This is a genomic window from Streptomyces sp. NPDC006997 (assembly GCF_040635175.1).
GTDB lineage: Bacteria > Actinomycetota > Actinomycetes > Streptomycetales > Streptomycetaceae > Streptomyces.
Genome location: NZ_JBEYHH010000017.1, coordinates 94,935 through 120,544, shown reverse-complemented (window position 1 = coordinate 120,544; position 25,610 = coordinate 94,935). Strand labels below are relative to the sequence as shown.

The 25,610-nt window shown below is 71.2% G+C and carries 23 protein-coding genes and 2 tRNA genes; 8 read left to right on the top strand and 17 right to left on the bottom strand.

Annotated features, from left to right (window positions below; all coding sequences use genetic code 11):
• Positions 1-71: 71 nt before the first annotated feature.
• The 8 genes from ABZ659_RS18890 to ABZ659_RS18855 form a co-directional block, all read right to left on the bottom strand.
• Positions 72-974 (bottom strand): bifunctional DNA primase/polymerase, encoded by a 903-nt coding sequence (locus ABZ659_RS18890; protein WP_360220847.1) that lies wholly within the window; start codon positions 972-974, stop codon positions 72-74.
• An 87-nt stretch (positions 975-1,061) separates the two neighbouring features.
• Entirely contained in the window at positions 1,062-1,205 is a 144-nt protein-coding gene (locus tag ABZ659_RS18885; protein WP_189780959.1) for a hypothetical protein, read from the bottom strand.
• A 12-nt stretch (positions 1,206-1,217) separates the two neighbouring features.
• Entirely contained in the window at positions 1,218-1,694 is a 477-nt protein-coding gene (locus ABZ659_RS18880; RefSeq protein WP_189780960.1) for a hypothetical protein, read from the bottom strand.
• A gap of 208 nt (positions 1,695-1,902) precedes the next feature.
• Entirely contained in the window at positions 1,903-4,005 is a 2,103-nt protein-coding gene (locus ABZ659_RS18875; protein WP_189780961.1) for a hypothetical protein, read from the bottom strand.
• Between the two features lies 1 nt (position 4,006).
• Positions 4,007-5,581 (bottom strand): hypothetical protein, encoded by a 1,575-nt coding sequence (locus ABZ659_RS18870; protein ID WP_360220842.1) that lies wholly within the window; start codon positions 5,579-5,581, stop codon positions 4,007-4,009.
• Positions 5,582-5,691: 110 nt separating this feature from the next.
• Positions 5,692-6,690, bottom strand: coding sequence for a DUF2637 domain-containing protein (locus ABZ659_RS18865; protein ID WP_189780963.1), 999 nt, complete (start codon positions 6,688-6,690; stop codon positions 5,692-5,694).
• A complete protein-coding gene (locus ABZ659_RS18860) occupies positions 6,687-6,968 on the bottom strand; it encodes a DUF6303 family protein (RefSeq protein ID WP_189780964.1) in 282 nt (93 codons plus the stop codon). The genes ABZ659_RS18865 and ABZ659_RS18860 overlap by 4 nt, the downstream gene beginning before the upstream one ends.
• Complete coding sequence (locus ABZ659_RS18855) at positions 6,968-7,231, bottom strand: DUF6284 family protein (protein ID WP_189780965.1); 264 nt, start codon at positions 7,229-7,231, stop codon at positions 6,968-6,970. Before ABZ659_RS18855 ends, ABZ659_RS18860 begins: the two co-directional genes overlap by 1 nt.
• A gap of 433 nt (positions 7,232-7,664) precedes the next feature.
• On the opposite strand from ABZ659_RS18855, the gene ABZ659_RS18850 reads away from it, so the two are divergent.
• Positions 7,665-8,459 (top strand): GntR family transcriptional regulator, encoded by a 795-nt coding sequence (locus ABZ659_RS18850; RefSeq protein ID WP_360220837.1) that lies wholly within the window; start codon positions 7,665-7,667, stop codon positions 8,457-8,459.
• Complete coding sequence (locus ABZ659_RS18845) at positions 8,456-9,127, top strand: YdcF family protein (protein WP_360220834.1); 672 nt, start codon at positions 8,456-8,458, stop codon at positions 9,125-9,127. The genes ABZ659_RS18850 and ABZ659_RS18845 overlap by 4 nt, the downstream gene beginning before the upstream one ends.
• Positions 9,128-9,310: 183 nt before the next feature.
• Here the strand turns inward: ABZ659_RS18845 and ABZ659_RS18840 are convergent, their stop codons facing one another.
• The 4 genes from ABZ659_RS18840 to ABZ659_RS18825 all read right to left on the bottom strand — a co-directional run bounded on the left by ABZ659_RS18840 (position 9,311) and on the right by ABZ659_RS18825 (position 13,203).
• A complete protein-coding gene (locus tag ABZ659_RS18840) occupies positions 9,311-10,147 on the bottom strand; it encodes a hypothetical protein (RefSeq protein WP_360220831.1) in 837 nt (278 codons plus the stop codon).
• A 3-nt stretch (positions 10,148-10,150) separates the two neighbouring features.
• Positions 10,151-11,503 (bottom strand): AAA family ATPase, encoded by a 1,353-nt coding sequence (locus tag ABZ659_RS18835; RefSeq protein ID WP_360220828.1) that lies wholly within the window; start codon positions 11,501-11,503, stop codon positions 10,151-10,153.
• Positions 11,504-12,158: 655 nt separating this feature from the next.
• On the bottom strand, positions 12,159-12,305 hold the full coding sequence (locus ABZ659_RS18830; RefSeq protein WP_360220825.1) for a hypothetical protein: 147 nt from the start codon (positions 12,303-12,305) through the stop codon (positions 12,159-12,161).
• A 16-nt stretch (positions 12,306-12,321) separates the two neighbouring features.
• Positions 12,322-13,203 carry a bifunctional DNA primase/polymerase gene (locus ABZ659_RS18825; RefSeq protein ID WP_360220822.1) on the bottom strand — a complete coding sequence of 294 codons (882 nt, stop codon included), beginning with the start codon at positions 13,201-13,203 and terminating at the stop codon, positions 12,322-12,324.
• A 392-nt stretch (positions 13,204-13,595) separates the two neighbouring features.
• On the opposite strand from ABZ659_RS18825, the gene ABZ659_RS18820 reads away from it, so the two are divergent.
• From ABZ659_RS18820 to ABZ659_RS18810, 3 genes are all read left to right on the top strand, one after another.
• Positions 13,596-13,922 carry a hypothetical protein gene (locus ABZ659_RS18820; RefSeq protein ID WP_360220819.1) on the top strand — a complete coding sequence of 109 codons (327 nt, stop codon included), beginning with the start codon at positions 13,596-13,598 and terminating at the stop codon, positions 13,920-13,922.
• 467 nt (positions 13,923-14,389) lie between these two features.
• On the top strand, positions 14,390-14,992 hold the full coding sequence (locus ABZ659_RS18815; RefSeq protein ID WP_360220816.1) for a SigE family RNA polymerase sigma factor: 603 nt from the start codon (positions 14,390-14,392) through the stop codon (positions 14,990-14,992).
• Between the two features lie 165 nt (positions 14,993-15,157).
• Entirely contained in the window at positions 15,158-16,846 is a 1,689-nt protein-coding gene (locus tag ABZ659_RS18810) for a long-chain fatty acid--CoA ligase (protein WP_360220813.1), read from the top strand.
• A 67-nt stretch (positions 16,847-16,913) separates the two neighbouring features.
• Here ABZ659_RS18810 and ABZ659_RS18805 read toward each other — a convergent pair whose 3' ends face one another.
• Entirely contained in the window at positions 16,914-18,170 is a 1,257-nt protein-coding gene (locus ABZ659_RS18805; RefSeq protein ID WP_360220810.1) for an MFS transporter, read from the bottom strand.
• A gap of 113 nt (positions 18,171-18,283) precedes the next feature.
• Here ABZ659_RS18805 and ABZ659_RS18800 point away from each other — a divergent pair, with 113 nt between their 5' ends.
• Positions 18,284-18,865, top strand: coding sequence for a TetR family transcriptional regulator (locus ABZ659_RS18800; RefSeq protein ID WP_360220807.1), 582 nt, complete (start codon positions 18,284-18,286; stop codon positions 18,863-18,865).
• Positions 18,866-18,877: 12 nt separating this feature from the next.
• On the opposite strand, the gene ABZ659_RS18795 is transcribed toward ABZ659_RS18800, so the two are convergent.
• Together ABZ659_RS18795 and ABZ659_RS18790 are read right to left on the bottom strand one after the other, a co-directional pair.
• Complete coding sequence (locus ABZ659_RS18795; protein WP_360220804.1) at positions 18,878-22,966, bottom strand: PAS domain-containing protein; 4,089 nt, start codon at positions 22,964-22,966, stop codon at positions 18,878-18,880.
• A 224-nt stretch (positions 22,967-23,190) separates the two neighbouring features.
• The gene (locus ABZ659_RS18790) at positions 23,191-23,640 is read right to left on the bottom strand and encodes a hypothetical protein (RefSeq protein WP_360220801.1); all 450 of its coding nucleotides are present in this window, start codon (positions 23,638-23,640) and stop codon (positions 23,191-23,193) included.
• 204 nt (positions 23,641-23,844) lie between these two features.
• On the opposite strand from ABZ659_RS18790, the gene ABZ659_RS18785 reads away from it, so the two are divergent.
• Both ABZ659_RS18785 and ABZ659_RS18780 read left to right on the top strand, forming a co-directional pair.
• Positions 23,845-23,935: transfer RNA gene (locus tag ABZ659_RS18785), tRNA-Ser, on the top strand.
• Between the two features lie 190 nt (positions 23,936-24,125).
• Positions 24,126-24,198 (top strand) — tRNA-Arg (locus ABZ659_RS18780).
• Between the two features lie 60 nt (positions 24,199-24,258).
• Here ABZ659_RS18780 and ABZ659_RS18775 read toward each other — a convergent pair.
• Together ABZ659_RS18775 and ABZ659_RS18770 are read right to left on the bottom strand one after the other, a co-directional pair.
• Positions 24,259-24,774: a hypothetical protein gene (locus ABZ659_RS18775; RefSeq protein WP_360220798.1), complete on the bottom strand. Its 516-nt coding sequence runs from the start codon at positions 24,772-24,774 to the stop codon at positions 24,259-24,261.
• Positions 24,775-25,101: 327 nt separating this feature from the next.
• On the bottom strand, positions 25,102-25,494 hold the full coding sequence (locus ABZ659_RS18770) for a hypothetical protein (RefSeq protein WP_360220795.1): 393 nt from the start codon (positions 25,492-25,494) through the stop codon (positions 25,102-25,104).
• Between the last annotated feature and the right edge of the window lie 116 nt (positions 25,495-25,610).

Here is a 25,610-nt window from a genome sequence, read left to right as displayed (position 1 = left end):
GGCCGGTTCGGCGAGGCTCGGCCGGTCACCGGTCCGGGTCGGGCTTTTCAGTGGGGGACGCGGTCGGGCGCTCACGCCGTCTCCCGGGGCCGGGCGGTGCGGATGGACCAGTTCAGCGCGCTGCGGAGGGTCGAGCGGCACTCATACGGCTTCAGCCCGACGGACTCTCCCGCCCCCTGAAAAGCCTCCTCGACCACGTGCCGGGGGATGTCGCCCCACGCGACGAACCGCCCCAGGGCGCGGGCGGCCTCGAACAGCGTCCGCTCGCGCATGCCCTCGGGGGCCTGCTCGATCCGGGCCCGTTCGCGCTCCAGGGCGACGGTGGCGCAGCGGCTCGCGTTCCTCGGCACGGCGAGGGTGAGAGGCCGGGCCGGTCCGGGCGCGGGCCGCAACAGCGTGAGCAGCCATCCGGGCAGCGGCGCGACCGGGGCCGGGTCGGTCACTGCGTACGCCCCGGCGTTCGTGGTGCTGCCGGGGGCGACGACGTAGCCGCCCCCGGCCCGGGTGTCGATGTGCGGCCCGAGGAGGTCCTGCGTGTTGGTCAGCCGCACTCCGTCCGGGGCGGTGAAGTACAGGTGGGCTCCGCCGCTCGCGGTCCGCACCCGGTAGGTGGCGGGGACGGCGTGCCCGGCGCGCTCGCAGAGCGCCTTGAAGGTCGTCGCGCCGCACGGCGCGTCCGAACTTCCTTTGCCTTTGGGCACGTCCAGGTCGACGACGAGCAGCCCGGCCGGGCCGGTGGCGATGCCGACGTTGAAAGGGCCGGCCGCCCACGCGGTGCGGATGCGGTCGGGGTCGGTGGTGGCGCGCTGCTCCCACTTGCGGTGCCCGGCCGCGCATTCCCCCCGGCCGGTGCAGCTGCTCTCGCCGTGGAGCGCGGGCCGCTTCCCGCCCGGCCGCAGCGGGATGACGGGCCAGCCGCGCGCGGCGGCGTCCAACGCTGCTGACAGCAGCGCGGGTCGTGCGTCATGGGTCATGCTGGAGACCTCCAACAGGTCTGTTGCGGACTGGTTGGGCGAGGGCGGTCCCGGTCTTTGGCGAGAGGGGGACCGCCCTCGGCGTAGCTACTCGCAGGCGCACTCGGGCACGTCGCCGTACCCGGTGTCACCGCACTGGCAGCAGTGGGGATAGGGGTAGGGGTCGGTGTCGTCGGTCGGCGCGCACAGTTCGCAGTCGATGAACTCGTCGTTCTCGTCGTCTTCGTGCATGGGCGGTTCTCCTCAGCGGTGGTTGATGGTGCCGGTGGCCTTGCCGAACAGGCCGGTGGCGGTGATGTTCTGGGTGATCCGAGCCGGGGCCGCCGTGTCGCGTCCGCGGGCGACGCGAATCAGGACGGGGACGGCGACGACGGCTGCGACGACGAGGGCGGCGGCGGACCACAGGGCATGGGTCATGGCGATCAGTCCTGGTGCGGCGTAGGAGAGGCCGATACCGGCGGCGGCGATGCCGCCCCCGACGGTCGGCGCGAGCAGGGCGGTGGTCTTGGCCCACGCCGGGATCGGAGCCGCAGCGGGGGCCGGTGCGGCCGGGGCCGGAGCGGGCGGCTCGGTGTAGGCGAGGGTCTGCAGGCCGTTCGCGAGGGTGACCCACTGGACGCCGGGCGGGATGTCCTCGGGCCGAAGGACGACCGGCCGGGCCGGTCCGGACACCGTGAGGGGCGGGAGGGTGGTGATCTCGTACGGGTTCTGGGGGTGCACAACGGAGTCCCTTCGACGGGACGGGCAGCACCCCCGGTGGCGGGATGCTGCCCGTGCTCGCTTGTCGTGTCGGTTGTCGTCCCGCTTGTCGTGCGGCTTGTCGCTTGTCTTGTCTTGTCGCTTGTCGCCCTGCTGGTCAGAGCCGGTTTTCGGGGCTCACGGGGCCACCCACGGGCCTTCCTGCGGGTGGGAGACAAGCCGCGGACGTTCACTCCTCGGGCGAGGCACCGGGTGCGTGGCGGCGGTGGACGTAGCGGGCTTTGGTGCCGGTGCCGACCCGTACCGCGGTGCCGTCCTCGGTCCACGCCTTGAGCCAGCCGACGACGGTCTGCCGGGTGGTGCCGTGTTCGTCCGCGAGCGCGCGGGCGATCGCGGACGCTCCGGTGCCCTCGGGCCCGGCGGCGAGCAGCAGGGCGAGCGCGGCCTGCCGGGCGGCGTTGTCCTCGTTGCGGAGCGCGGACAGGTTCAAGCCCGGTGCGGGCGGCTGCTCGGGTTCCCGGGTGGGGTGTCCTGGTTCGGAGGCGGTGGCGAACTGGGCGTCGATCTGCTCGCGGAACTTCCGCGCCAGTTCGTCCTCGCTCAGCGGATCCGCCGACCGCTCCTCGCGGAGCGCGGACAGGTTCAGTCCGTCGGTGTGACCCTGCTGCCGGTCCTGCTCCGTGGCCGACGGGGCGGCGTGGTCGCGCATCCACGCGGTGCGGACGTGGTCCCAGCGCCGCGCATAGTCCGGTCCGGCCGCCTTCGCGGACGTGGCGTCCAGGGTCGGGTGCCGGTCGGAGGTGGCGGCGACGATGTCCCGGATCTGGTTGGGCAGGATCCGCCAGGACTTGAACAGCGCGGCCGGGGACTCGGGCGTGCCCATGAACCCGGCGCCCTTGTAGGGGGCCTGGTCCACGCGCAGCCCGCGGGAGCCGGGGAACTGCTTGCCCAGATCCATGCCCTCGGTCTCGCCACCGGTGAGCGCGACCCGCACTTTGGCCTCGCGGCGGATCATCAGGTTGCCGAGCACCGCGCCGGTGGCCCCGAGCGCGGTCAGCACGGTGCGGATGCCCATGGCGCGGGCGATCCGGATCACTTCCAGGATCTTCTCCGCGAGCTTGCGCGACTCGCGGTCGCTGCTGGCCAGGATCTCCGCGCCCTCATCGATCACGATCATGATCTGCGGGATGCGGTCGCTGATCGGCAGCAGATCCGTGTTCGCCTTGGACATCAGGTCCTGGTAGGCCATCTTGCGGTGCTTGGCGATCCGCACCGCCGCATCCAGCATGAGCGCGGCTTCCTCGTGGGAGGCGGCGAGCCAGTCCACGCCGGGCCGCATGCCGTCGGCCGTCTGCCCGCTGCTGTCGAGCGCGGGCCGCACCCAGGGAAGGCCGGCCGATCCGGCGTTGAGGTCGATCACCCACGTCAGGACATCGGTCGCGCGGGCGAACCCGGCGAGGATCGTGTGGACCATGTTCGTCTTGCCCGAACCGGTCGGGCCGACGACCAGAGCGCACTGCTCGCGCAGGTAGGCGCGAATCTCGTCGGCGTTGGTCCGCAGCCCCCAGGGAATCCCGGAGTGCAGGGAGAGGGGCCCGTAGTCGGAGGGGTAGGTGACTTCGGCGGCGAGCACGTTCACGGTGGTCACGTCCACCAGCACGCGGCCCTGGTCGATGCCCTGGGACGCGGTGGCGGTGCAGCCGTGCGGCAACCGCGCGTCCGCCGACAGTCGCGCGGACTCCCGGGCGATCCTGTCGTACGTAATGCCGCCCGGCGGGAGCTCGGCGTCGATGGTGAACCCGGTCCCGGTGGGCCACATCTCGACCGCGAGCACGCGCACGGTGACGCCGCACACCCGCTGGATACGGTCCACCCACTCCGCCGCGATCTGCCGGCGTTCGGCGGACAACTCGCGGGCGACCTGCCGTTCCGCGGCGGCGATGGCCTCCAGCTCCCGCGCCTCCTCGTGCAGCAGCGTGGCCCGGGCGGCGGCCCCCATGCCCACGCCGATGGTGGCGAGCGAGCCGAGCGCGGCCCAGGACAGCGGGCCGGTGGCCATGGCCCACGTCGTCCACCCGGCTCCGACGAGCCAGGACGCGGCGCGCATCCCGACGGTGCGCGCGGCGAGGCGGTCACGGATGCTGGTGACGGTGTGGCCGATCGCGCCCGCGGCGCCGACGGCGAGGACCCAGCCGGGCGGCATCCCGGCGGCGGCTCCGGTGGTGGCAACGGCGAGGCATCCGGTGGTGGCGGACAGAGCGCCGGTCACGGGTCCGTGACCGGCCGCCCAGTCCCACACCGGGCCCGTATCGGCCTGTGTGGTCGTGCTCATCTCAGACGTTCCATCCCTTCTCGGCCTCGGGCCCGTTGCGCGGGTCCTCGTGTCGGGCGATGTCCTGCTGGTGCGCCTGCCGGAACAGCGGCCCCATGTCCTCCGCGACCGCGACGGCCGACATGAGCGCGCCGAAGATGTCGTTGAAGCCGTCCGCGACTTCCTTCTCCAGCGGGAACTCGGAGTCGGCGCGCTCGGCGAGGATCCGCATCACGTTCGCCACGCTCGTGAGCGCGGCCGGCAGGCCCTCGACCATGGCGAGGATCTCCATGGCGTTGTCGGGGTCGTACTGCTGCGCGGCGGATTCCATCTCCGCCGCGTGCTCCTCGAACCGGAACCCGGTCACGGTGTCTCCTTCACTGGTCGTCGTGCTGGGGGTGGCGGGGAGGACGCCGGCGGGGCGTTCGGCCGTGTCCCCGATCTGCTCGGTGCCGTCGTCGGCCGCCTCGGCGTCGGCGGCGGCCTCCTCGTCCCGCAGCGCGGCGAGCGTGGCCGCGTCGCGGCTCTCGCGGTCCCGCTCGGCGTGCTGGGTCATCCGCCGGTACAGGCGGCGGCCGGGGTACTGGAGCCACGCCCACCCGAGCTTCCGGCCGAGCGGCGTGGTGACCATCCCGACCACTCCGAGCGCGGCCCCGAGCAGCACCGCGAGCAGGCGGCGGCCCTGGAAGCGGGCGGCGGAACGCCACAGCGCCTTGCGCGCCCGCCGCCGGGCGGGGGCCTTGCGGACCTCCGAACGCTGCTGGGCGACGTGCCCGGCCGCCTTGCCGTCCCGGACCGCCCGAGCGCGGTCGACCGCCTTGCGGCGGGACGCGCTCGCCGTGCCAAGTCCCTTGGCCGCAGCGCGGCCTATCGGTCCCTTACCGGCCAGGGACGCGGTACGGGCCTGGTGCTTGGCGGCGCGGCGGGCGTCCGCGACCGCGCGGCGGGCACCGGCCGTCTCCGCCCGGCGGGCGGCGCGCGACGGTGCGGCCGTACGGGCCGACTCCCGCAGTGCCTTGACCTGCCCCATCCGGCCCCGAACCGCGCCTGCGGCCGAACCGTGCGGCGCCGCGGGACGGTTGGGCCGTCCGCCGTTCTTCGGGGTCGGTGCCTTGATGCCGTCGGCAGTACGGCGTCCGCCCCTGCCGAGCACACCGGCCTTACCGGGCCGGTGACTTCCGTCGGCCGTCGTACGGCCGGGCTTGCTACCCGTGCGACCGCTTCCGGCCCGGCTGCTCGTGGGCCGCTGCTGCGGCATCCGGGCCGAACTGCTCTGGCCCGCCGCGCGGTTGCGGGTGGTGGCGGTTCGGGCGGACCCCCGTCGGTCGCGGCGGTTGCGGGTGGCGGCCGCGGTGCCGACCACGACGGCGCCGGTAGCGGCGAGCGCGAGCGCCACCGGGCCGCCGACCAGGGCGGCCGCCCCGAGCAGTGTGGCGGTGGTGTTCGTACCGCTCACCGCGAGCGGTACGACCGGCCACCCGCCCGGCGTGTGCGCCACCTCGATGGCGGCCGGGGCGGCGGGAGTGTCGGACGAGGTGGGCGCTACGTCCGGTGGAGCATCCGGTACCGCTACCGGCGTGATGGTGGTGTCCGTCATGCTGAGTGCACTCCTTCACGGGAGTAGGGGCCCGGCCGGGGACTGTGGAAGGTTGACGGCCGGGCCTTGCCGATGTGGGGCTGGCAGAACGCGCTTTGATGCGCGCGGAGTTACGGGGTCAGCACCTCAACTGGCGCTGTGGTGTCGCGCAGTTCCTGGTAGCGGGTGGAGACCCACCCGACGGACCAGCCGCACAGCTCGGCGGCGGCCCGCACGGGCAGGCCCTCTTCGAAGGCGGCGAGCACGATGCGGCGGGCCCGGTCCTCGGGCAGCTTCTCGGCGGCGGGTCCGCCGGCGAGCAGTGCGGCGCGTTCACGCGCTGCCCTCTCCTCGCGCTCGGCACGTTCACGCCGGGCGGCTTCCTCGCGGGCCCGGCGTTCCTCCTCGCGGCGCCGGGCGGCTTCCCGTTCGCTTTCCTGCCGCTCCCGCTCACGCTGTTCAAGCTCGCGCTCACGGCGTTCACGGGCTTCCCGCTCGGCGCGTTCGCGGGCTTCGGCGCGCTCGCGTTCCTCCCGCCGGGCCCGTTCCTCCCGCTCGGTCTGCTCGCGGGCCAGACGGGCCTCGTGTTCACGCTGTTCACGCGCCAGCGCGGCGGCGTGCTCGCGTTCCTCGCGGGCCCGCCGCTCGGCGGCCTCCCGGCGTTCGGAGGCCGCCCGCTCACGGGCTTCTTGCTCGGCGCGCCTACGGTCCTCCAGGGCGGTGACGGCGGTGGCGATGGCGCGCCGGTAGGCGAGTCCGGTCTCCGCGGTGACGATCAGCAGCAGCGGCGCGACCGCGTGCACGGCCACGCCGACCAGGTCTTTCTTCAGGGCGGAGTCCGCGACGTTCAGGGCCAGGGTCATGCAGCCGGTCATCCAGCGCAGGACGACCGGCCACTTGCCGCCGTCGCCTCCGAGGCGGGCCAGAACCGCGTCCAGGCGGACCACGATGACGACGGCGGCGTCCACCACGAGCGGCAGGATCGGCGCCGTCCAGTCCCACTCGTCGGGTGTGTGCCGGGCGGCGAGCGGTGTGACGGTGAGGATCGAGTAGAGCATGGCCCCGGCCACGATCAGCCAGGTGCCGGCGGACAGCGCGCGTTCCGCTGAACGGATCTGCTCGGTGTTCACGCGCCCGCCCCCGCCCATGAACGCACCCGGACAGCAGCGATCAGCACGACCGCCGAGGCAGGGTCGTCGGGGTTCTCGCTGTCCTCCGTCCACGTCCACTCGGCGCCCGGTACCGGCTCGAAGCCGAGCACGCTGAGCGCGTCCGTGCGTTCCGTGAACGTCGGCACCGCGTGGCCGAACGGGTGGTCAGGCCAGCGCTCGGTGGTGTTCAGCAGCACCACGTACAGGCGCCACCGGCCGTCGCGCAGCGACAGCTGCGCCGTGAACTCCTCCGCCATCAGGCCACCCCCGGAGCGATGGCGCCACGGCGGTTGGCCACGGCCCGCCGCGCGGCGAGCACCCGGCGGCGGGCCCGGCGGATGCGCCGCCGGTCCAGCTCGGACGGCGTGCGGTCCAGGGTGCTGATCTGCGCGTCCAGCAGCTCGACTTCCGCCCGGATGAGCGGCATCTCGTACTCGATCGCGTCCAGCTCCGCGGCCGTGGGCTCGCGGTCGGGGCCGATGGCGGTAACGGCCGTCTGAAGTGCAGCGATGTGCATCATGGGTCGTGTTCTCCCTAGCAGGTGGAACGGCCCGAACAGCGGTCCCGGTGTTCGCTGCACCGGGGCCGCGCGCCGTTGGAGCGGGTGAATCCGGCTCCCCTCAGCGCTGCTCGTGACGAGACGAGCAGCGGAGGCAACCGGCCGCAGTGCCCGAGGGACTGCGGAGAGGCTGGGTTGCGCTGTACCTCACGAGGGCGTGAGCCCGCGTGGCCGCCTACTTGGCCGAGGAGAGGCGGCGTGATCCCCATGCAGTTGTCAAAGAGCCCTCGCTTCCTTCGAGCCCGTTTCACGGAGCCCTCAGGGCGTGGCAGGCCGCACAATCCCTCGTAGTCCTGGGACTGCGTGACCGCTAGTGAGACTGTGCACTCACAGTCCCAGGACTGTCAACAGTCCTGGGACTGTGTTTCACTGGTCGCGATGAGAGGAGGCTCGAATGGCGCCGAAGTGGCGAGAGCTGGCGGACCGGCTTGCCGAGCGCATCCGGAACGGCGAGTACGCGCCCGGCCAGCAGCTCCCGCACATCCGGGACCTGGTCGATGCAGGCGAGGGGTCGAAGTCCACGGTTCACGCTGCCTACAAGGCGTTGGAGGCCGAAGGACTCGTCACCTCATCGCGCGGGCACGGCACCGTTGTACGGCAGCAAGCGCCGTTGAAGCGGCTCGGCATCGAGCGGTACGACAAGGTCAAGTGGCGGGACGGCGACGAAGTCGCGTTCATCGCTGACCGCGTGGCGTCCGGACGGGCCTACAAGCGCAACGACCAGACCCAGACAGTCAGCCGGATCGTGGCGCCGGCCGCCGTCGCGGCCGCTCACGGCCTACCGGAAGGCGCGGAGGTGTACGCGCGGGCACGGCTCGTGAAGGAAGGCGAGCAGCCGACACACACCCTCACGAGCTACTACCGGCCTGAACACGTCGAGGGCACGCGCATCGTCGACCCGACTCCCGGCCCCGCCGGCCGAGGCGGCGGCTTCCGCGTCCTCTACGACGCGGGATACGAGATCGACCACATGCGAGAGGAACTGTTCGCGCGCGTCCCCACGGCGGACGAGGTGAAGCTGCTCCAACTCCCGCCCGGCGAGCCGGTGGTGGAGCTGCACAGGACGACGTTCACGGCCGACGGCACCGTCGTCGAGTTCGCCATCGGCGTGCACGCGGCATCCCGGTTCGCGTGGTCCTACGACTTCAAGGTGCCGGACTCGGCACAGAGTGAGGGGGAGGCGCAGTGATCTCGGAGCAGGCTTGGCAGGACGCCCAACTCCTCTGGGACTTCCAGCTCATGAAGCACGAACCGCGCCCCTGCTCGGTCGCGATCGGTCTCGGCAGTCACGACCTGGGCGTGGCGGACACGACGGCGGACCTCTACCACCGCGGCTTCGCCCCGCTCATCGTCTTCACGGGCGCGACCAGCCGGACCACCCAGGACCGGATGCCGCGCGGCGAAGCCGAGCACTACCGCGAGCGCGCACTCGAGCTGGGCGTGCCGGCCTCCGCCATCCTGGTGGAGCCCCGGGCCCGGAACACCGGCGAGAACGTCCAATACTCCCGGGCCTTGCTCGCAGATCAGGGCGTCGACGTCTCCTCCGTGCTGCTGGTGAGCAAGCCCTACGAGGAACGCCGTGCCTACGCCACCGCCCGCAAGCTCTGGCCCGAAGTGGAGATCGTCAGCGCGTCAACGCCTATGAGCTTCGGGGAGTATGTCGAAGCAATCGGGGACGCACGGCTGGTCGTCGACATGCTGGTGGGAGCACAACAACGGCTGCTGGTGTACCCGCCTAAGGGATTCATGATCGGCATGGATGTCCCCGCCGACGTGGCTGCGGCGTACGAACGGCTCCGGGCGGCGGGCTTCATCAGTCGGCTCATTCGCGCGGCCGTCGACCGGCCGACCGGATAGCAGTTCCCTACATCATGAAGGCGGCTCGCTCCGATCCCCGCGCGCCCCGGCCCCCGGCCGGGCCTGCGCTTCTGCCCTTGTCCCGCTCCAGCCGGCCAGCGCCGTGTCGCGCTGACAAGATGCAGGCGTTTCATATCAGAAGGTAGGTCGTACCGTGCCTGCCGTAGGACGTGGCCGACTCGCCTATCGCAAGATCGATCTGCCGTTCTCCCGCTGCCACACTCGGATTCTTCGGACCACATCCCAGTCGTCTAGGTGTCCTTGATCCGCGCTCAACCGCAGGTCTCGCGCCAACTGGTCAGCCGTGATCGTGCCTGCCCTGAGATCGTCCTTGAAGACGACGGCAACTGCCCGCAACAGGTCCTTTCCATGACACATTCCGCGATCCGTGGGTGTTTCCGCTACCAACTGGCGCCACTGCACCAAGCTCAACTGTTCGGCCACTTTGGTATGCAATGCATCTACTAGCTTTTGCGCATCCACTTGGCCGGTGCGCGAGTCTCTGTATCTGTGCAGCTTCAATTCGTCTAGCTTCAGTTCCACCCCGAGCGGCTGGGCGGCCATGCGTACCCTCCCTAGCGGTAGGGCTAGCGCCTCAGCCCTTTGGCGAACCTGGTCGCTAATCCTCTTCTTGGCCTCTTCTGAATCAAGCGCACGCGGCACTATCTCGGTGACCAAGGAATCTAGGAGGCCTATGTTGAGCAAATCACTCTCCAGGTCCGTCAGCGTTGTAATGATCAGACCTTGCGCCCCTTTGAGATTTCCACGCCGAACCTCGTAGTCGCAATCTGTAACGAATACGATCTTTGATCTCTGCTCTACTGAGGCTTTCTCATGCGCGCTGAGGAGCAGTCTCCTGCCACCCGCCGGAAGCACTTGGGTAATGTCAATCGCATGTCGCGCGAAAAGACGTTTATCGTCAGGCCCCTCAACTACGAGGATTCCCGAATTTGCCCCAAGCCCTTCTGCGCGCAACTCGGCATCGGCAAGCAGGCTTTCTGCTGATTGGTACTCGGGCATTCCTCATCCATCAAGAGAGCGTCGAAGATCGTTTCTGCCTGCAATCAAAGTGGGGGAATGAGTTGCCAGCAGGAACTGACAGCCCGTGACGGCGGACATTTCCGTCAGATCGTCGATGAAGGTTGACTGCCATAGAACATGGAGTGACAGTTCAGGCTCATCGATCATGACAAGCGTCCCGGGAGCAGTCTCGAATAGAACTTTATGAGCTAGGATAAGGATCTGCTGCTCACCGCTGGATAGATGAGTTGGCGGAATTTCCTCGCCACTCAGCTTCGATTTGACGCGAAGATGTTCATCCTGGATACCGATTTCCTTATTCCTGTAATGTCGGCGCAAGAAAGCCACAAAAGGTTCAAGTCGCTCCCTCAGGGGCTCGAACGTTGCAAGCTTACTAATCGTGTCCTTCAAGTAAGTGGAAATCACCGGCAGTGCCGCTTCGGTGTCCATTCTCATTTCCGAGAGCGGATATTCGACCTCTGCGGCATCTACTAGGCCTGTCGCGGACAGCCCGCTCTGTAGCTTGTCGAGTCTCATGAGGTCCCGATGAACCGCCCTGCTCCACCTGTCCTCCCCTTCAGATTCCCTGATGCGCATGGCTGAAAGCACACGGCGCGGAAAATCGCGGTCCATCTTTTGCGAATTAGTCGCATAAAGGGATCGATATCTCTGTACTTCGTCGTCAATATTGGCAAATGCCGCTTCGATGGCCGACAGGACATCAGTTGTCTCGCCGGACCCGCGCTTTTTCGCGCGAATCCTGCGAGAGTTTGCAGTTAGCCTTCGGTCGGAAATCAAAAGCGCCGGGAACGAATCTGGGATCTCATTTAGCCAACCGGGACGCTCCTGATTTGCAGGAACATGAAGGATGTCTGTCAGATCATGACTCAGATTCTTTGCTGCCCATTCCATGGCTTCATCGGAGAGGCGGCGGTGGGTGATCAAATTGCGTACTACCCACCAGTCATCGTCAGGGATGGGCTTTGGGTCAGCAAACGTCCACTCGCCGCCCTCTGAATTTTTACTCCCCATTCGAACAGTGAGACTATTTTCGCCCCCCAGTACCTCAATATCGGCATTTTCGAAATGGAGGTTTATCTTGTCGAAGTGAATCTTTGTCAGCTCTGCCCAATTTCCCAAACTGACCATTTCAATGGTTCGAAGAACTGTCGATTTTCCAGTGCCGTTAACCCCGGTCAGGAGCGTCGGCTCATCTCGCTCAAGATGAAACGTATGGTTGAACGAACCAAAAAGTCCCCTGATTGAGTAGTGTGTGAGGCGTCCGAAATTTTTGTCGGCTGCCGCATCGCTACCACCAGAGAAGTGTGTATCTGCGAAAGAGTGGTTATTCTCCATTAGAGTCTTCCGTTTTAGAGTGGGGCTGGCCGTTACTTTACTTGTGACCTATTTGCAGCCCGGCAAATGAATCACGATATGACACCTCCCGACTTCAGAATGTACACCGTAGGTGACTGGTTCGTTCCTGCAACGAGAAACGTGTCACGCTCTCTGAACATCGAGCCTGTCGTCGCTCGCTGGAGAAGCGAGCACGGTTTGGCTGGCAGGGCTTGTCCTGGTGGCCAGCATGGCAGCGTGGCTGAAGTGAGGCCGGTGGGATGCAGCGAGGCATCCGCGCGCCTGGTCAGTCGGCGCGCCCGTCGCCGTGGCTGACTGCCGTCGCTTGCGGTTGAACACCCCGGCGGCCGAGTTGCTTCGGGACGAAGCGGTCTCGTGTCCAACAGGGAGCCCGTGGGCCATGCGTGGGCCAACGCTCCTGATGCTCTCAGTGCTTGACGCATCGGTGCAGGTCAGAGCGCTGCCCTTCCTGAACTCGCGACGCTCTTGAAAACCGTCGTGGCGCGAGCCACCGTGGGTTCAAATCCCACACCCACCGCAGCGCGGAACGGCCTCTGACCAGGTACGACGGTCGGAGGCCGTCGGCATTGCCATACCCTCAGCACCTCCTGGGTAGGGGCTTACGGCCCCGAGCACCTGCACCTGATGAGGCCGTTCACGCAGGCTCCGCCGTGGTGTTCAGCTGCGTCAGGAGGTCGTCGGGGCAGAGTTCGTAGAGGTCGCCCCACCAGCGGCGGCCCTTGTGGTCCCAGATGCGGTAGCCGCCGGGGACGCCGCGGGCGACGTAGCGCCTTCTGCTCATGGAGGGCGACTTCTGTCTAGGGCCTGTCCTTCGGAGGGTGGTGGCCCGTCAGGCGGGCCGCTGAGGCGATCGTCGCACGGGCCTCGCGGTCGGTGAGGCCCGTGGTGCGGGCCGCCTCGACCAGGGCGGGGAGGAGGGCGGGGGCGAGGCCGTTCTCGTAGGCGCGGCAGGCCGCCCAGAAGAGACGGGTGTTGCGCTGGCCCTCGTGCGCGGCCTGGACGAAGTGGACCAGGCCCTGACCGTGGCCGCCGGTCGTCCGGCTCGCCGCCGCGCGTGGACGCGGGGGTGGGAGCAGCAGGCGTAGCAGCGCCGTCGGGCAGCGTGCCGGGGGGAGGTGGGCCGTGCCGGGGGCCGTGGTGTAGGTGCCGTGGTCGGTGCGGGAGCCGGGGCCCACGAGGTAGCCGCCCGCGCCGCGGATGTCGATGCCGGGTGCGAGGCGGCCCGCGGAGTTGGGGACCGCCACGTCCGGGGGGCCGGTCAGCCACAGGTGGCGACCGCCGCTGGGGGTGAGGACGACCACCGTGGGCGGGATGGTGAAGAGGTGCCGCAGCGCCAGCTCCCGCAGGGCCGTCGAGGAGTCCGTGCCCGACTTGGTGTCCAGGTCGACGCCGATCAGGTGGTGCGGGGGCAGGCCGCAGGCGATGCCGTAGCCGGTGGCCCAGGGCGCGGCGGCGAACAGTTCGCGGATCCGGCGCGGGTCGGTGGAGGCGTCGTACACGCCGTGGCCGAAGCGTCCGCACTCGCCGTGGCAGGGCGGGGCGGTCGGGTCGTCACGGTGCGGGGAGCGCAGGGCCGGGAGCTTGGTGCGGGACAGGGGGATGACGGCCAGGCCGCGTTCGGCGGCGGACAGGGCGTGGGCGAGGGCCAGGGTGGTGGCCTGCCGGTCGGTGGTGGCCATGGGAATAGTTTCGTACGCGTGTTCGAAGAAGGGAAGAGGGGAGGGGTGGTTCCGGGCGGCGACTCGCCGGGAGGGGGAGGTTGGCCGGAAACGTGCCGGAACGCTTCACCTCTTGTGGCGCTTGGGGTGGAGTCGTTCGCCGCTGCTCGGACTGTCCTGAGTTGCGGAATGAAGTGGCGAAAGGGGTTTATCGACTTGTCATCACGCTTGGGGGCGAATCATGGCTTCCGGGGTAGTTCAGAGGGGATTCGGTGGGCAACTCTGGTCTCGCGACGTCGTGCTCACCGCACCGAGGCGGTCGGCCAACTGCCTCGGTGACAGCCCTGCTTCACGCGTTCGCGGTCGGGCAGACCGCTCGCGTCCTTCGCGTCCCTGGTTCTGGAGGAACACACATGGCAAGCATCCGTACCGCCCGCGTCATCGCCGCTGTCGCCGCCCTGCCGCTCGCCGCCGCCCTCTTCTCCGGTGCCGCGACCGCTGACAACGGTTCCTTCGCGGACAACGGATCGAGCGCGGCCGTCAGCAACGCCCTCGCGGGTGTCGTCGGCAGCGGTGTCGGCGGCGACAACGTGGGCAACTCGAACACCAGTCAGCAGCAGGCGACCGGCTCCGGCGCCTCGAACCAGAGCAACAGCGCCCAGGTCGACGGTTCCGCGTTCACGGCCGTCAACCAGGGCAACGACAACACGGCCGTCAGCTTCTCGCCGCTGTGGTGGTGAGCTGACTTCCTGATGGGATGTGCTTCTTGGGGTGATCAAGGTCAGCCTGTGCGGCGGTGCTTCGGTGCCGCCGCACAGGCGTGGGCGGCCTTGCTGGCTGGGCTTGACGGTGGTTCGTACCTGACGGGCGGCCAGCTATCTGTTTCGGGCCCACCTTCCCAAGAGGGGCACGCCGCGTCTTACGACGATCCCCTCGCCGCGCGTCCGAAGGTCTACGACCCCCAAGGCCCCCTGTTCCCTGGCCCCCAAGACCCCCAATACGCCCCTAATCCCCCTAATGCCCCCAAGGGTGGCCAGCCTGAAGCGTCGTCCCTCAGGGGTCACCCATGAGTCAACCCGCAGTACCCCTCCCCCTCCCGTCCACCTACAGGAGGTGCAGCCAGCACCACCCCTACAACCTGAGGGGGACTCGCCTTCAGGACCTCCGGCCGATCCGCGCCCCCGGGTACCGCTCCTAGCGTTGAGCCATGACCACACCCGTCTGCACCAGCGCTTCGGAGGCCGCCCCTGCGGCGAGGCAGACCACACCCACGATGTCCGGCAGCCACCCGACCCGCCCGTACGCGCCGTACCCGTCCTTCTCCTGCTACGTTCGGGCCCGCCAGCCGGTGCTGCTGCGCACCGCCCGCTCGCTCACCGCGAACCCGAGCGACGCCGAGGACCTGCTCCAGACCGCGCTCGCCAAGACCTACGTCGCCTGGGAGCGCATCGAGGACCACCGCGCGCTCGACGGCTATGTGCGCCGCGCGCTGCTGAACACCCGTACCTCCCAGTGGCGCAAGCGCAAGGTCGACGAGTTCGCCTGCGACGAGCTGCCCGAGCCGGAGCCCGTGCCCGGCGCGGGGGGCGACCCGGCGGAGCGGCAGGCGCTGCACGACGCCATGTGGCGGGCGATCACCCGGCTGCCCGCGCGGCAGCGCGCCATGGTCGTCCTCCGGTACTACGAGGACCTCAGCGAGGCCCAGACGGCTGAGGTGCTGAACGTCTCCGTCGGCACCGTCAAGTCCGCCGTCTCCCGTGCGCTCGGCAAGCTGCGCGACGACCCCGAGCTGGGGTTCGTCCGGTCCTGAGTCCGTCCGGGCCGGGGCCGTCCGAGCACGACACCTGATCGATCATCCGCCCGACTAGTGACATACCGCGCGGTATGCGCGCAGAATCAGCGCAACCCATGACCGCCGCGGAGGAACCCGGCACCACACCGAGGTGCCCACTCCGCGCTCGCGGTCGCGTAGGCAATGTCGCCCGGGAGGAACGCCGTGCTGAGCACCATGCAGGATGTACCACTGCTGATCTCAAGGATCCTGACCCATGGGTCGACGATCCACGGCACATCACAGGTGACCACCTGGACAGGCGAGGGCGAACCGCACCGCCGCAGCTACGCCGAGATCGGCGCCCGCGCCGCCCAGCTCGCGCACGCCCTGCGTGACGACCTCGGGGTGGCCGGCGACGACCGGGTGGCGACCCTGGCATGGAACAACGCCGAGCACGTCGAGGCGTACTTCGCGATCCCGTCCATGGGCGCGGTGCTGCACACCCTCAACCTCCGGCTGCCCCCGGAGCAGCTCGCGTGGATCGTCAACCACGCCGCCGACCGCGTCGTCATCGCCAACGGCACCCTGCTCCCCCTCCTCACCCCCCTGCTCCCGCACCTCAAGACGGTGGAGCACGTCGTCGTCTACGGTGTCGGCGACCGCGCGCCGCTGACCGAGGCCGCCGGAGCCGCGGACGTCCGGGTGCACGAGTACGAGGAACTGCTCGCGGGCAAGCCGACGACGTACGACTGGCCGGAGCTGGACGAGCGGCAGGCCGCCGCCATGTGCTACACCTCCGGCACCACCGGCGACCCCAAGGGCGTCGTCTACAGCCACCGCTCGATCTACCTGCACTCCATGCAGGTCAACATGGCCCAGTCGATGGGCCTGACCGACCAGGACACCTCGCTCGTCGTGGTCCCGCAGTTCCATGTGAACGCCTGGGGGCTGCCGCACGCCACCTTCATGACCGGCGTCAACATGCTGATGCCGGACCGCTTCCTCCAGCCCGCGCCGCTCGCCGAGATGATCGAGGGCGAGAAGCCGACGCACGCCGCCGCCGTCCCCACCATCTGGCAGGGGCTGCTCGCCGAGCTGACGGCCAAGCCGCGCGACGTCTCCTCGCTCACCCAGGTCACCATCGGCGGTTCCGCCTGCCCGCCCTCCCTGATGGAGGCGTTCGACGCGCTCGGAATGCGGGTCTGCCACGCCTGGGGCATGACGGAGACCTCCCCGCTCGGCACCATCGCCCGGCCCCCGGCGCACGCGGTCGGCACCGACGAGGAGTTCGGCTACCGCCTCACCCAGGGCCGCTTCCCCGCCAGCGTCGAGGCCCGCCTCTCCGGCCCCGGCGGCGAGCGGCTGCCCTGGGACGGCGAGTCCGCGGGCGAGCTGGAGGTCCGCGGCCCCTGGATCGCGGGCGCCTACTACAACGGACCCGACGCCGAACCGCTCCGCCCCGCCGACAAGTTCAGCGAGGACGGCTGGCTGAAGACCGGCGACGTCGGCACCATCTCCCCGGACGGCTTCCTCACCCTCACCGACCGCGCCAAGGACGTGATCAAGTCCGGCGGCGAGTGGATCTCGTCCGTCGAGCTGGAGAACGCGCTGATGTCCCACCCGGACGTCGCCGAGGCCGCCGTCGTCGCGGTCCCCGACGACAGGTGGGGCGAGCGCCCGCTGGCCACGGTCGTCCTCAGGGAGGGCGCCACCACCGACTTCGAGTCGCTGCGCGCCTTCCTCGCCGACGAGGGCCGGATCGCCAAGTGGCAGCTCCCGGAGCGCTGGACGGTCATCACGTCGGTCCCGAAGACCAGCGTCGGCAAGTTCGACAAGAAGGTGCTGCGCAGGCAGTACGCGCAGGGGGAGCTGGACGTCACCCAGCTCTGACGCCTACGACGTCACCCGGCCCTCGGCTCTGACGCCTACGACGTCACCCGGCCCTCGGCTCTGACGCCTACGACGTCACCCGGCCCTCGGCCCTGACCCCCGCACGGTCCGTCGGCCTTCGGACGGCCGTACCCCCCCACCCCACCGCCAGCCACACCGCCGCCACCGCGCACACCCCGCCCCAGCCCCAGTGGCCGAAGGCGGGGCCCGCGGCGGCCGAGGCGAGGGCGCCACCGGCGAAGCCGGAGACCACGTACGCGGTGTTGGCGGCGGCCGGGGTGTCGGTGGTCGTCAGGGCGAGGGTCTGGTTGGCCACGTGCGAGGCGACCAGCGCCGCGTGCACGGCGACCGCCGCCAGGAACAGCGCCCACAGCGCCCGGCCGCCCGCCCAGAACAGCGGCACGGACACCGCCGCGACCAGGTACGCCGACCGCACGACCTTCGCGGCGCCGAACCGGTCGACCAGGCCGCCCGCCAGCGGCGCCACCGCGCTGGCGGTGAGTCCGAAGAGGCCGAACAGCCCGGCGGTCGCGGTGGAGAGGTGGTACGGCGCCCCGGTCAGCAGCAGCGCCAGCGAGGTCCACACCGCGCTCCACGCCCCGAACATCCCGGCCTGTCGCAGGCACGCCCGCCACAGGTCGGGCGAGCGCCGCATGAGCCCGGGCAGCGCGGCGATCCCGGAGAACGGACCGCCGCTCCGGGGCCGCCGTGCCGTCGGCAGCACGGCCGCGGTCGCCAGTCCGAGCGTCAGGGTCAGTACGGCCGCCCCCGCGAACACCCAGCGCCAGCCGAAGGCCTGCCCGGCCAGCCCGCCGAGCACCCGGGCGGCGACGATGCCGGTGAACAGGCCCGCGATGACCGCCGCGACCTGCCGGGCCCGGCGCGCGGCGGGGGCGCGTTCGGCGACCAGCGGGATGAGGAGCTGCGGGATGACGGTCGCGCCGGAGGCGACGAACACCGCCACGGCGAGCACGCCGGTGCCGGGCGCGGCGGCGCTGGCGACCAGCGCGAACGTGGTGACCAGCGTCAGGGCGCCGACCAGGCGGCGCCGGTTGACGGTGTCGCCCAGCGGGGCGAAGAAGAGCAGGCCGACGGCGTACCCGAGCTGTGCGACGGAGGCGATCCAGGCCACGGCGGACGGGGTCGAGCCGAAGTCGCGGGCGATGAGGGTGAGCAGCGGGGCGGCGAGGTAGATGTTGGCGGCCGTGACCGCGCTGCACACGGCGATGAGCAGGAGGAGGAGTCCGCTCGCCCGGGTCGGGGCGGCGGGGGGACGGAGGCTGGAGGCGTCAGGGCCCTTGGTGCTGCTACTGAGGGTCTTCACAAGTAACCATTTGGTTGGTCCGACGGTGGGTTGACGAGTCTGCGCTTGAGGATCACTCGTTGTCAACCAAACAGTTAGTTACTTCCCGGCATTCCTGCCCTACCCTGTCCTCCATGGCAGCAAGGGACCCCGAGGCCACCAAGGCCCGGATCTTCCAGGCGGCGATCGACGAGTTCGCCCGGCACGGCATCGCGGGCGCGCGCATCGACCGCATCGCCAGCACGGCCAGGGCCAACAAGCAGCTGATCTACGCCTACTTCGGCAACAAGGCCGAGCTGTTCACCCAGGTCCTCGACAAGTGCATGATCGACCTCGCGGTCTCCGTCCCCGTCGACCCCGACGACGTCGAGGGCTGGCTGGACCGGCTGATGGACTACCACGCCGCCCACCCCGAACTGCTGCGCCTGCTCTTCTGGGAGGGCCTGGAGTACGGCTCCACCGAACTGCCCGACGAGGACGAACGCCAGGCCCACTACGCCCGCAAGGTCGCCGCCCTCCAGGACGGCCAGGACCGCGGCGTCGTGAGCGCCGCCATCCCCGCCCGCGACCTGCTGTTCCTGCTGGTCGCGATGGCCAACTGGGCGACCGTCGTGCCGCAGATGAAACGCATCCTGGTCGGCGCGGAGGACACCGACGGCGACCGCCTCCGCACCTCCATCAAGGAGGCGGCACGCCGGATCACCACGCCCCGCTGACCGGGCGGGACGTCAGTTGGTCCCGATCCGGGCCAGCAGGTCCACGATCCGGGCCTGCACCTCGTCGCTGGTGGACCGCTCCGCGAGGAACAGCACCGTCTCCCCGGACGCCAGCCGCGGCAGGTCGGCCTGGTCGACGGCGGCGGTGTAGACGACCAGCGGGGTGCGGTTGAGCAGCCCGTTCGCCCGCAGCCAGTCGATGATCCCGGCGAACCCCGGCTGCCGCCGGTGCACCTGCATCAGGTCCATCACCACGAGGTTCGGCCGGAACTGCCCGGCCAGCGCCACCGCGTCCGCGTCGCTCGCCGCCCGCGCCACCTGCATCCCGCGCCGCTCCAGCGTCGCCGTCAGCGCCAGCGCGATCTCCGCGTGCTCCTCGATCAGCAGCACCCGGGGCGGATGCTGCTCGCTGTCCCGGGGCGCCAGCGCCTTCAGCAGGACGGCGGGATCGGCGCCGTACGCCGCCTCGCGCGTCGCCTGCCCGAGCCCCGCCGTCACCATCACCGGCACCTCGGCGGCCACCGCGGCCTGCCGCAGCGACTGGAGGGCGGTCCGCGTGATCGGCCCGGTCAGCGGGTCGACGAACAGCGCGGCCGGGAACGCCGCGATCTGCGAGTCCACCTCCTCGCGCGAGTGCACGATCACCGGACGGTAGCCGCGGTCGCTGAGCGCCTGCTGCGTGGTCACGTCCGGCGCGGGCCACACCAGCAGCCGCCGCGGGTTGTCCAGCGGCTCCGGCGGCAGCTCGTCGTCCATCGGCCGCGGCCGGGGCGGGTCCGCCACCTCGACCGCGCCCCCGGGGCCGTCCAGCGGCTCGGGCCCCTCGGCGGCGTTCTTGTCCGGCGCGCCTATGGCGTACGACCGTCCGGCCCCCTCGGACGCCTGCGGCGGCACGAGCCGCGACTGCCCGGCGGGGGACGGCGCCTGGGGCTGCGGTGCGTCCGACGCGGGACCGGGATGCGGCCGGGCTCCCGGCTCCGGACGCCCGGTGGCCGGGTCCGGCGGCGTCCCCAGCTTGCGGCGCCGCCCGGAGCCGCCCGGCTGCTGCGGGGGAGGCGTAGGCGTACCGGCCTGCTGCTGCGCCTGCGCGGCCTGCCGCGTGAACGGCACCCCCTGCCCCAGCGTGCGCACACTGATCGCGCGCCCCTGGGTGGAGTTCGGGTCCACCGGAGCCGCCTCCTCGGCGGGCAACGGCTGCGCGACCCGGGGCGGTGCGGGCGCGTTCTCGGGCGGCAGCGGCGTCCCGGCCGAGGGCGTCGGGGTGACGGCCGGGGCGGGAGCCGGAACGGGGGCCGCGGGTACGGCCGTACCCGCGCCGCCGGGGACGGCCTCCGTGGGCAGCGGCCGCCCCGGCGCGGGTGGCGCGACCGGCTGGGCGGCGGGCTGGGCGACGGCATGTCCGGGCGCCCCGACGGGCACCCCCTGCGCGGGCACGACGGGAGCCTCCGCCTCCGCCGCGGGCTGCGTCACGGCCCGCCGCCGACGCCCCGTGGGCGCGCTGGTCGGATGCGGCTGCGGCGGCGTGTGGTCCTCACCCTGGTCGTGCGGTACGGCGTCATGCCGCCCGTGGTCCGCGGCGGCGGCCGGGGTGGGCGCCTGGGCCGGAATCGGCGCGGGCGCGGGCGGAGCCACCGGGGCGGGCGCCGGCATCCCGGCCGCCGGGGCGGGCCGGTCGGCGTCGGCGGGCGGCAGGGCGAACACCGTACGCGGCCCGGCCTCCTGCGCGGCGGCCCGCTCCTGCGCCGCGGCGAGGGCACGGCGACGGCGCCCGGTCGCCTCCGCGTCCTCGGCGGAACCGGGGGTGTCCGGGCCCGCGCCCGGACCGGAGGCGGGCCGGGCGGGCGGCAGGGCGTGCTGCTGCCCCTGCCCCAACTCCCGCGGCGGCTGCCCCTGTGCGTGTCCCTGGGCGGGCTCGCCCTGCTGTGCGTCGGCGGCGCGCCGGTGCCCGCCGCCCGCGGGGACCCCCTGCGGCGGGACGGTCGGGCCGAGCCCGGTCCCCACCGCCGCGGCGCCCGCGGCGTGCTCGGCGGCGGTGACGACGGCGCCCTCGGAGACCCCGGACGCGTCGGGCGCCCCGGCGATCGCGGGCAGGGCGGCAGCCGCACCCGCGGCGTCCTCGGCGGGCCGACCCCGCCGCCGTCCCGTACCCCCGCCAGCCGGGCCGCTCCCGGCCGCCGGGGCGGGGAGCCGGACCTCGGCCGCCTCGGCCGCTTCCGCTGTCTCCGGCTCCGCCTCCGCCGTCGCGGGGGCAGCCGCGCGCCGACGCCGCCGCCCGGTGGGCGCGACGGCCTCCACCTCGGCACCGCCACCGCCGCCCGCGCCCGGGACCTCGCTCTCCAGGAAGGCGTCCGTCGAGGCCCGCCGGGCCCGCCGCCGTCCACCACTGGTCGTGGCCACCGCGTCCCCGGCCCGGGGCTCAGGCGCCGGAACGACCCCGGCCCCGCCGCCGATCGGCACCTCCAGGACGTACGCGTTCCCGCTCATCCCCGGCACCTCGTGCGTCTGGAGCACGCCGCCGTGCGCCCGCACGATCCCCCGCACGATCGGCTCGTGGACGGCGTCTCCCCCGGCGTACGGCCCACGCACCTCGATCCGCACCGACTCGCCGCGCTGCGCCGCCGCCACGACGACGGTGTTGTCCAGGTAACCGCCGGTCGACACGGGCGTGTTGCCGGTCGCGTCGACCCCGGCGACGTCGGCGACGAGATGGGCGAGCGCGGTGGCCAGCAGCCGGGAGTCGACCTCGGCCTCGATCGGCGGCGCGTGCACGGCGAACTGCACCCGTCCCGGCCCGATCAGCTCGATGGCGCCCTCGACCCCGGCGGCGACGACGGAGTCCAGCATCACCTTCGCCCGCGTGATCTGGTCGGCGCCCGCGTCCAGCCGCTGGTAGCCGAGGACGTTGTCGATGAGGGTGGTGATCCGCGAGTAGCCCGCCGACAGGTGGTGGAGCACCTGGTTGGCCTCGGGCCACAGCTGCCCGGCGTCGTCCGCGGCCAGGGCGGCCAGCTCACGGCGCAGCTCGTCGAGGGGCCCGCGCAGCGACCGCCCGAGCAGCGTCAGCAGCTGCTCGTGCCGCCCGGCGAGGGCCTCGTACCGGTCCTTCTCCCGCTCCCCGAGGGCGGCGTACCGCTCCTCGCCCGCCGCCAGCTCCTCGGCGTGCTGCTCGCGCAGCTCCTCCAGCTCGGCGACGTGCCGCTGGCGCAGGGCGGTGAGGTCGGAGGCGTGCTCCTCGGCCAGCCGCTCCAGCTCCGCCGCGTGCCGCTCCTCCAGCTCGGCCTTCTCCTCGGCGAGCGTGTCGTACGGCCGCCGGTCGGTGAAGGTCATCACGGCGCCGACCAGCTGGTCCCCGTCGCGCACCGGCGCGGTGGTCAGGTCGACGGGCAGCGCGTCGCCGTTCTTCGCCCACACCACCTGCCCGCGCACCCGGTGCTTGCGCCCGGAGCGCAGCGTGTCCGCGAGCGGCGACTCCCCGTACGGGAACGGCGAGCCGTCCGCGCGGGAGTGCAGCACGAGCGTGTGCAGCTCCTTGCCGCCCAGCTCGCTGGCCCGGTAACCCAGGATCTGCGCGGCGGCCGGGTTGACGAGGACGACCCGTCCGTCGGTGTCCGTCCCCACCACGCCCTCGGAGGCGGCCCGCAGGATCATCTCCGTCTGCCGCTGCGACCGGGCGAGTTCGGCCTCGGTGTCGACGGTGCCGGACAGATCGCGTACGACGAGCATCAGCAGTTCGTCGGAGGCGTACCCGTGGTTGTCGTAGGCCTGCTGGCCCGGGTTCTCCAGGTTGGCGCTGGTGACCTCGACCGGGAACTCGCTCCCGTCGGTCCGCCGCGCCATCATCCGGGTCGGCTTGGTCCGGGCCCGCGGGTCGATGTGGTCGGGCCGCCGCATGGAGCCCGGGATCAGCTTCGAGTCGAACTGCGGCAGCAGGTCCAGCAGCCCACGGCCGACGAGCGCGGTCCCGGGCGTCTCGAACGCCTCCAGCGCGATGGTGTTGGCGTTGACGACCGTGCCGTTGGCGTTGACCAGGACCAACGCGTCGGGCAGCGCGTCCAGTATGGCTGCGAGGCGAGCAGCGCCTCGGGATGGCCTGCTGCTCACGAGACGCTTCCTCCCTGTTACCGCACCTAGCCGACCGCTCGGGCCATCTTGCCAAGGGGCCCGCGACGTGTCACGCGAGGGAGTCTAAGGGCTGCGGTGGTGCCCGCGACGCTGGATGAGAGAGAGGTCGCACGGCGCGGTGGGCGGGAACGGCGGTGTGACGGCGGCCTCCGCGGGGGCGTCGCGAAACCTCCACGGAACGGTCGTCACCCGGGGAAGGCCCCTCACCGGCGCAGATCGGGCAGAAGCGGCACCAGCCGGTCCCACCGGGCCATCTCACACCCGTCACTCCGGTCGAACTCGGCATCGACGGACCGCCCGGCCCAGCTCCCGGTGACGCGCGCGGTGCCTGGGCCGCCGTAGAGCATCGTGCAGACACTGCCCCGCGGCACGGCGGCGAAGGCGTCCCCGCCGCCGTCCCTGGCGCCGCGCGCGACGGCCCGACAGGCGCCACCGGGATCGGGATGCAGCCCGGCGTACCCCCGCTCGGCGCGCCCACCCCGGCAGTACACCTCGTACGTCCCGTCAGCCCCACCGCCCGCGTCCCGCACCGTGACGGTGAGGTGGTCGACGAGGTGCTGGGCGTGCGCGCTGGGAGCGGCGAAGGTGACGGCTCCGAGGCTGACGGCGACGGCGACACGGCGCAGGGCGCCGACGAACATGACCTGAGACATGCCCTGCCTAACGCGACGGGACGCCGGGCGTTGCGCGGGACACCCCCATCGGAGCCTCCCCCCGCTCCCACCGGCGGAAAGGCGACGAGAACGCCTTTGCCCTGCGGCCCACCCGCCTAGTACCGTGGGAGCCGATTGGTGACACCCCGCTCGACTGTGTCATCATCTGCACGCACCGATCGCGCTCGCGCGAGCGGTTGTGCTGGAGGCGTCGCCTAGTCCGGTCTATGGCGCCGCACTGCTAATGCGGTTTGGGGTTTACCCCCCATCGAGGGTTCAAATCCCTCCGCCTCCGCAGCGTCACCCCGAAGCCCCGGCCCAGCGCCGGGGCTTCCGTGTTCTCCCCCTCCGGAACAGCGTTTTCGCAGGTCACAATGGGTAGCGCAAACGGATTTCACATGGCGGCGGCAGTCATGTAATGTTCTTCCTGTCGCCGCGAGCGGCCCGGAAGGGCGGACGAGCGGAGGCAAAAAAACAGAACACAAGCACTCGTAGCTTAACGGATAGAGCATCTGACTACGGATCAGAAGGTTGCAGGTTCGAATCCTGCCGAGTGCGCAGCAGGCCAGGGGCCCCGGAGTGATCCGGGGCCCCTGGCGTTGGTGTCGGGGTGGGCGGTCAGCTGTAGGTCCAGCGCCAGGCGTTGGAGCTGTACGTGCACGTGATCCTCGTGCCGCTCGCGGTGGTCGTCGACGCGCCGTGGTCGCTGTTGCGGCAGAACTGGCCAGCCGAGTAGCAGTTCCCCGAGCCGGAGACGATCGAGCAGGTGCCGACGGTGTCCTGGCCGCTTGATCCGGAACCGGTGTCGGCGTCGGTGTCGGCCGCCTCGACTGTGGCCGTCTTGGTGACGGTGACCGTGGGGGCGGGTCTCGTCTTGGCCTTGGCCTTGACGGTCTCGGTGACCGTCGGACCGGGCTCGGGTGTGGCCGTCACGGTCGCGGTCACGGTGGTGGCGGGCTGGACCTTTGCCTCTACGGGCTCCTGCTGGTCGCTGTCGTTCCCCGTGCCGACGATGAGCGCGCCCGCGAGGAAGAGTCCCGAGCCGCCGAGCCACACGCGCTTGCGCCGCCGCAGCGGGCGGCTGTCGGGCTGGCGTGGCGCTGGTGGCATGGGTGTGGTGTACGGATTGGCCATCTGGTCCCCCCAGGGTGATTCGGGTGGAGTGACCGTAGTGCCCCGCGGTGAGGTGTGTGGAGGGTATGTGAACGAGGTGACCTTTTCGTGACCGGTCTCGGTGGTGGCGTTCCGCGGGGGGTGCGCCGCGGCTACCTCTCTGGTCTTTCCCTTGGGGGCGGTGCATGATCGCGTGCATGTGCGGTCTGGGAGCGGTTGGTCAGGGGGAAGGCGGGGCGGGGTGAGGGTCGGCACCGCTCAGCCGGGCGATCTGGACACGCTGCTGACCTTCCGGACCGAGGCCGCGGGGTGGCTGTCGCGGATCGGCAGTGACCAGTGGCAACGGCCCTATCCGGCGGACCGGCTGCGGAGCGCCGTGGAGGCCGGCGACGTCTTCCTGGTGGAGGACGGGGACGCCGCGGTGGCGACCGTCACCCTCACCGGGCGGGAGACGCGGGGGCTGTGGACGGCCGTGGGGTCGCCCGCCAAGGCACGGCTGATCAGGGCCGATACGGCGGCGTGGTCGCGTTCGTCGGGTATGCCCTCGTCGTACAGGGCCTTCCTGCGGTCCATGATGGCCGTCAGGTACTCCATGGTGGCCTGTTTGCGGCGCCGGTCGTGGTCCTGGGCCGTACCGCGCGCCAGCATCAGGAGCTGCCATGCCAGCGCGCCGAACGCCACGACGCTGACGAGCAGGGAGCCGAAGGAGGCGACCAGGGACCACCGTTCGTAGGACGTCACGGACCGATACGTTACGGACCTTGTTCGGTTCGGGTGGGGGTTTTGTCTGTCCCCGGTGGTCCTGGTCTCGGAGTGGCGTGCCTCTGGACCTATACCGAGCCCGGCCTCGGCTCCTT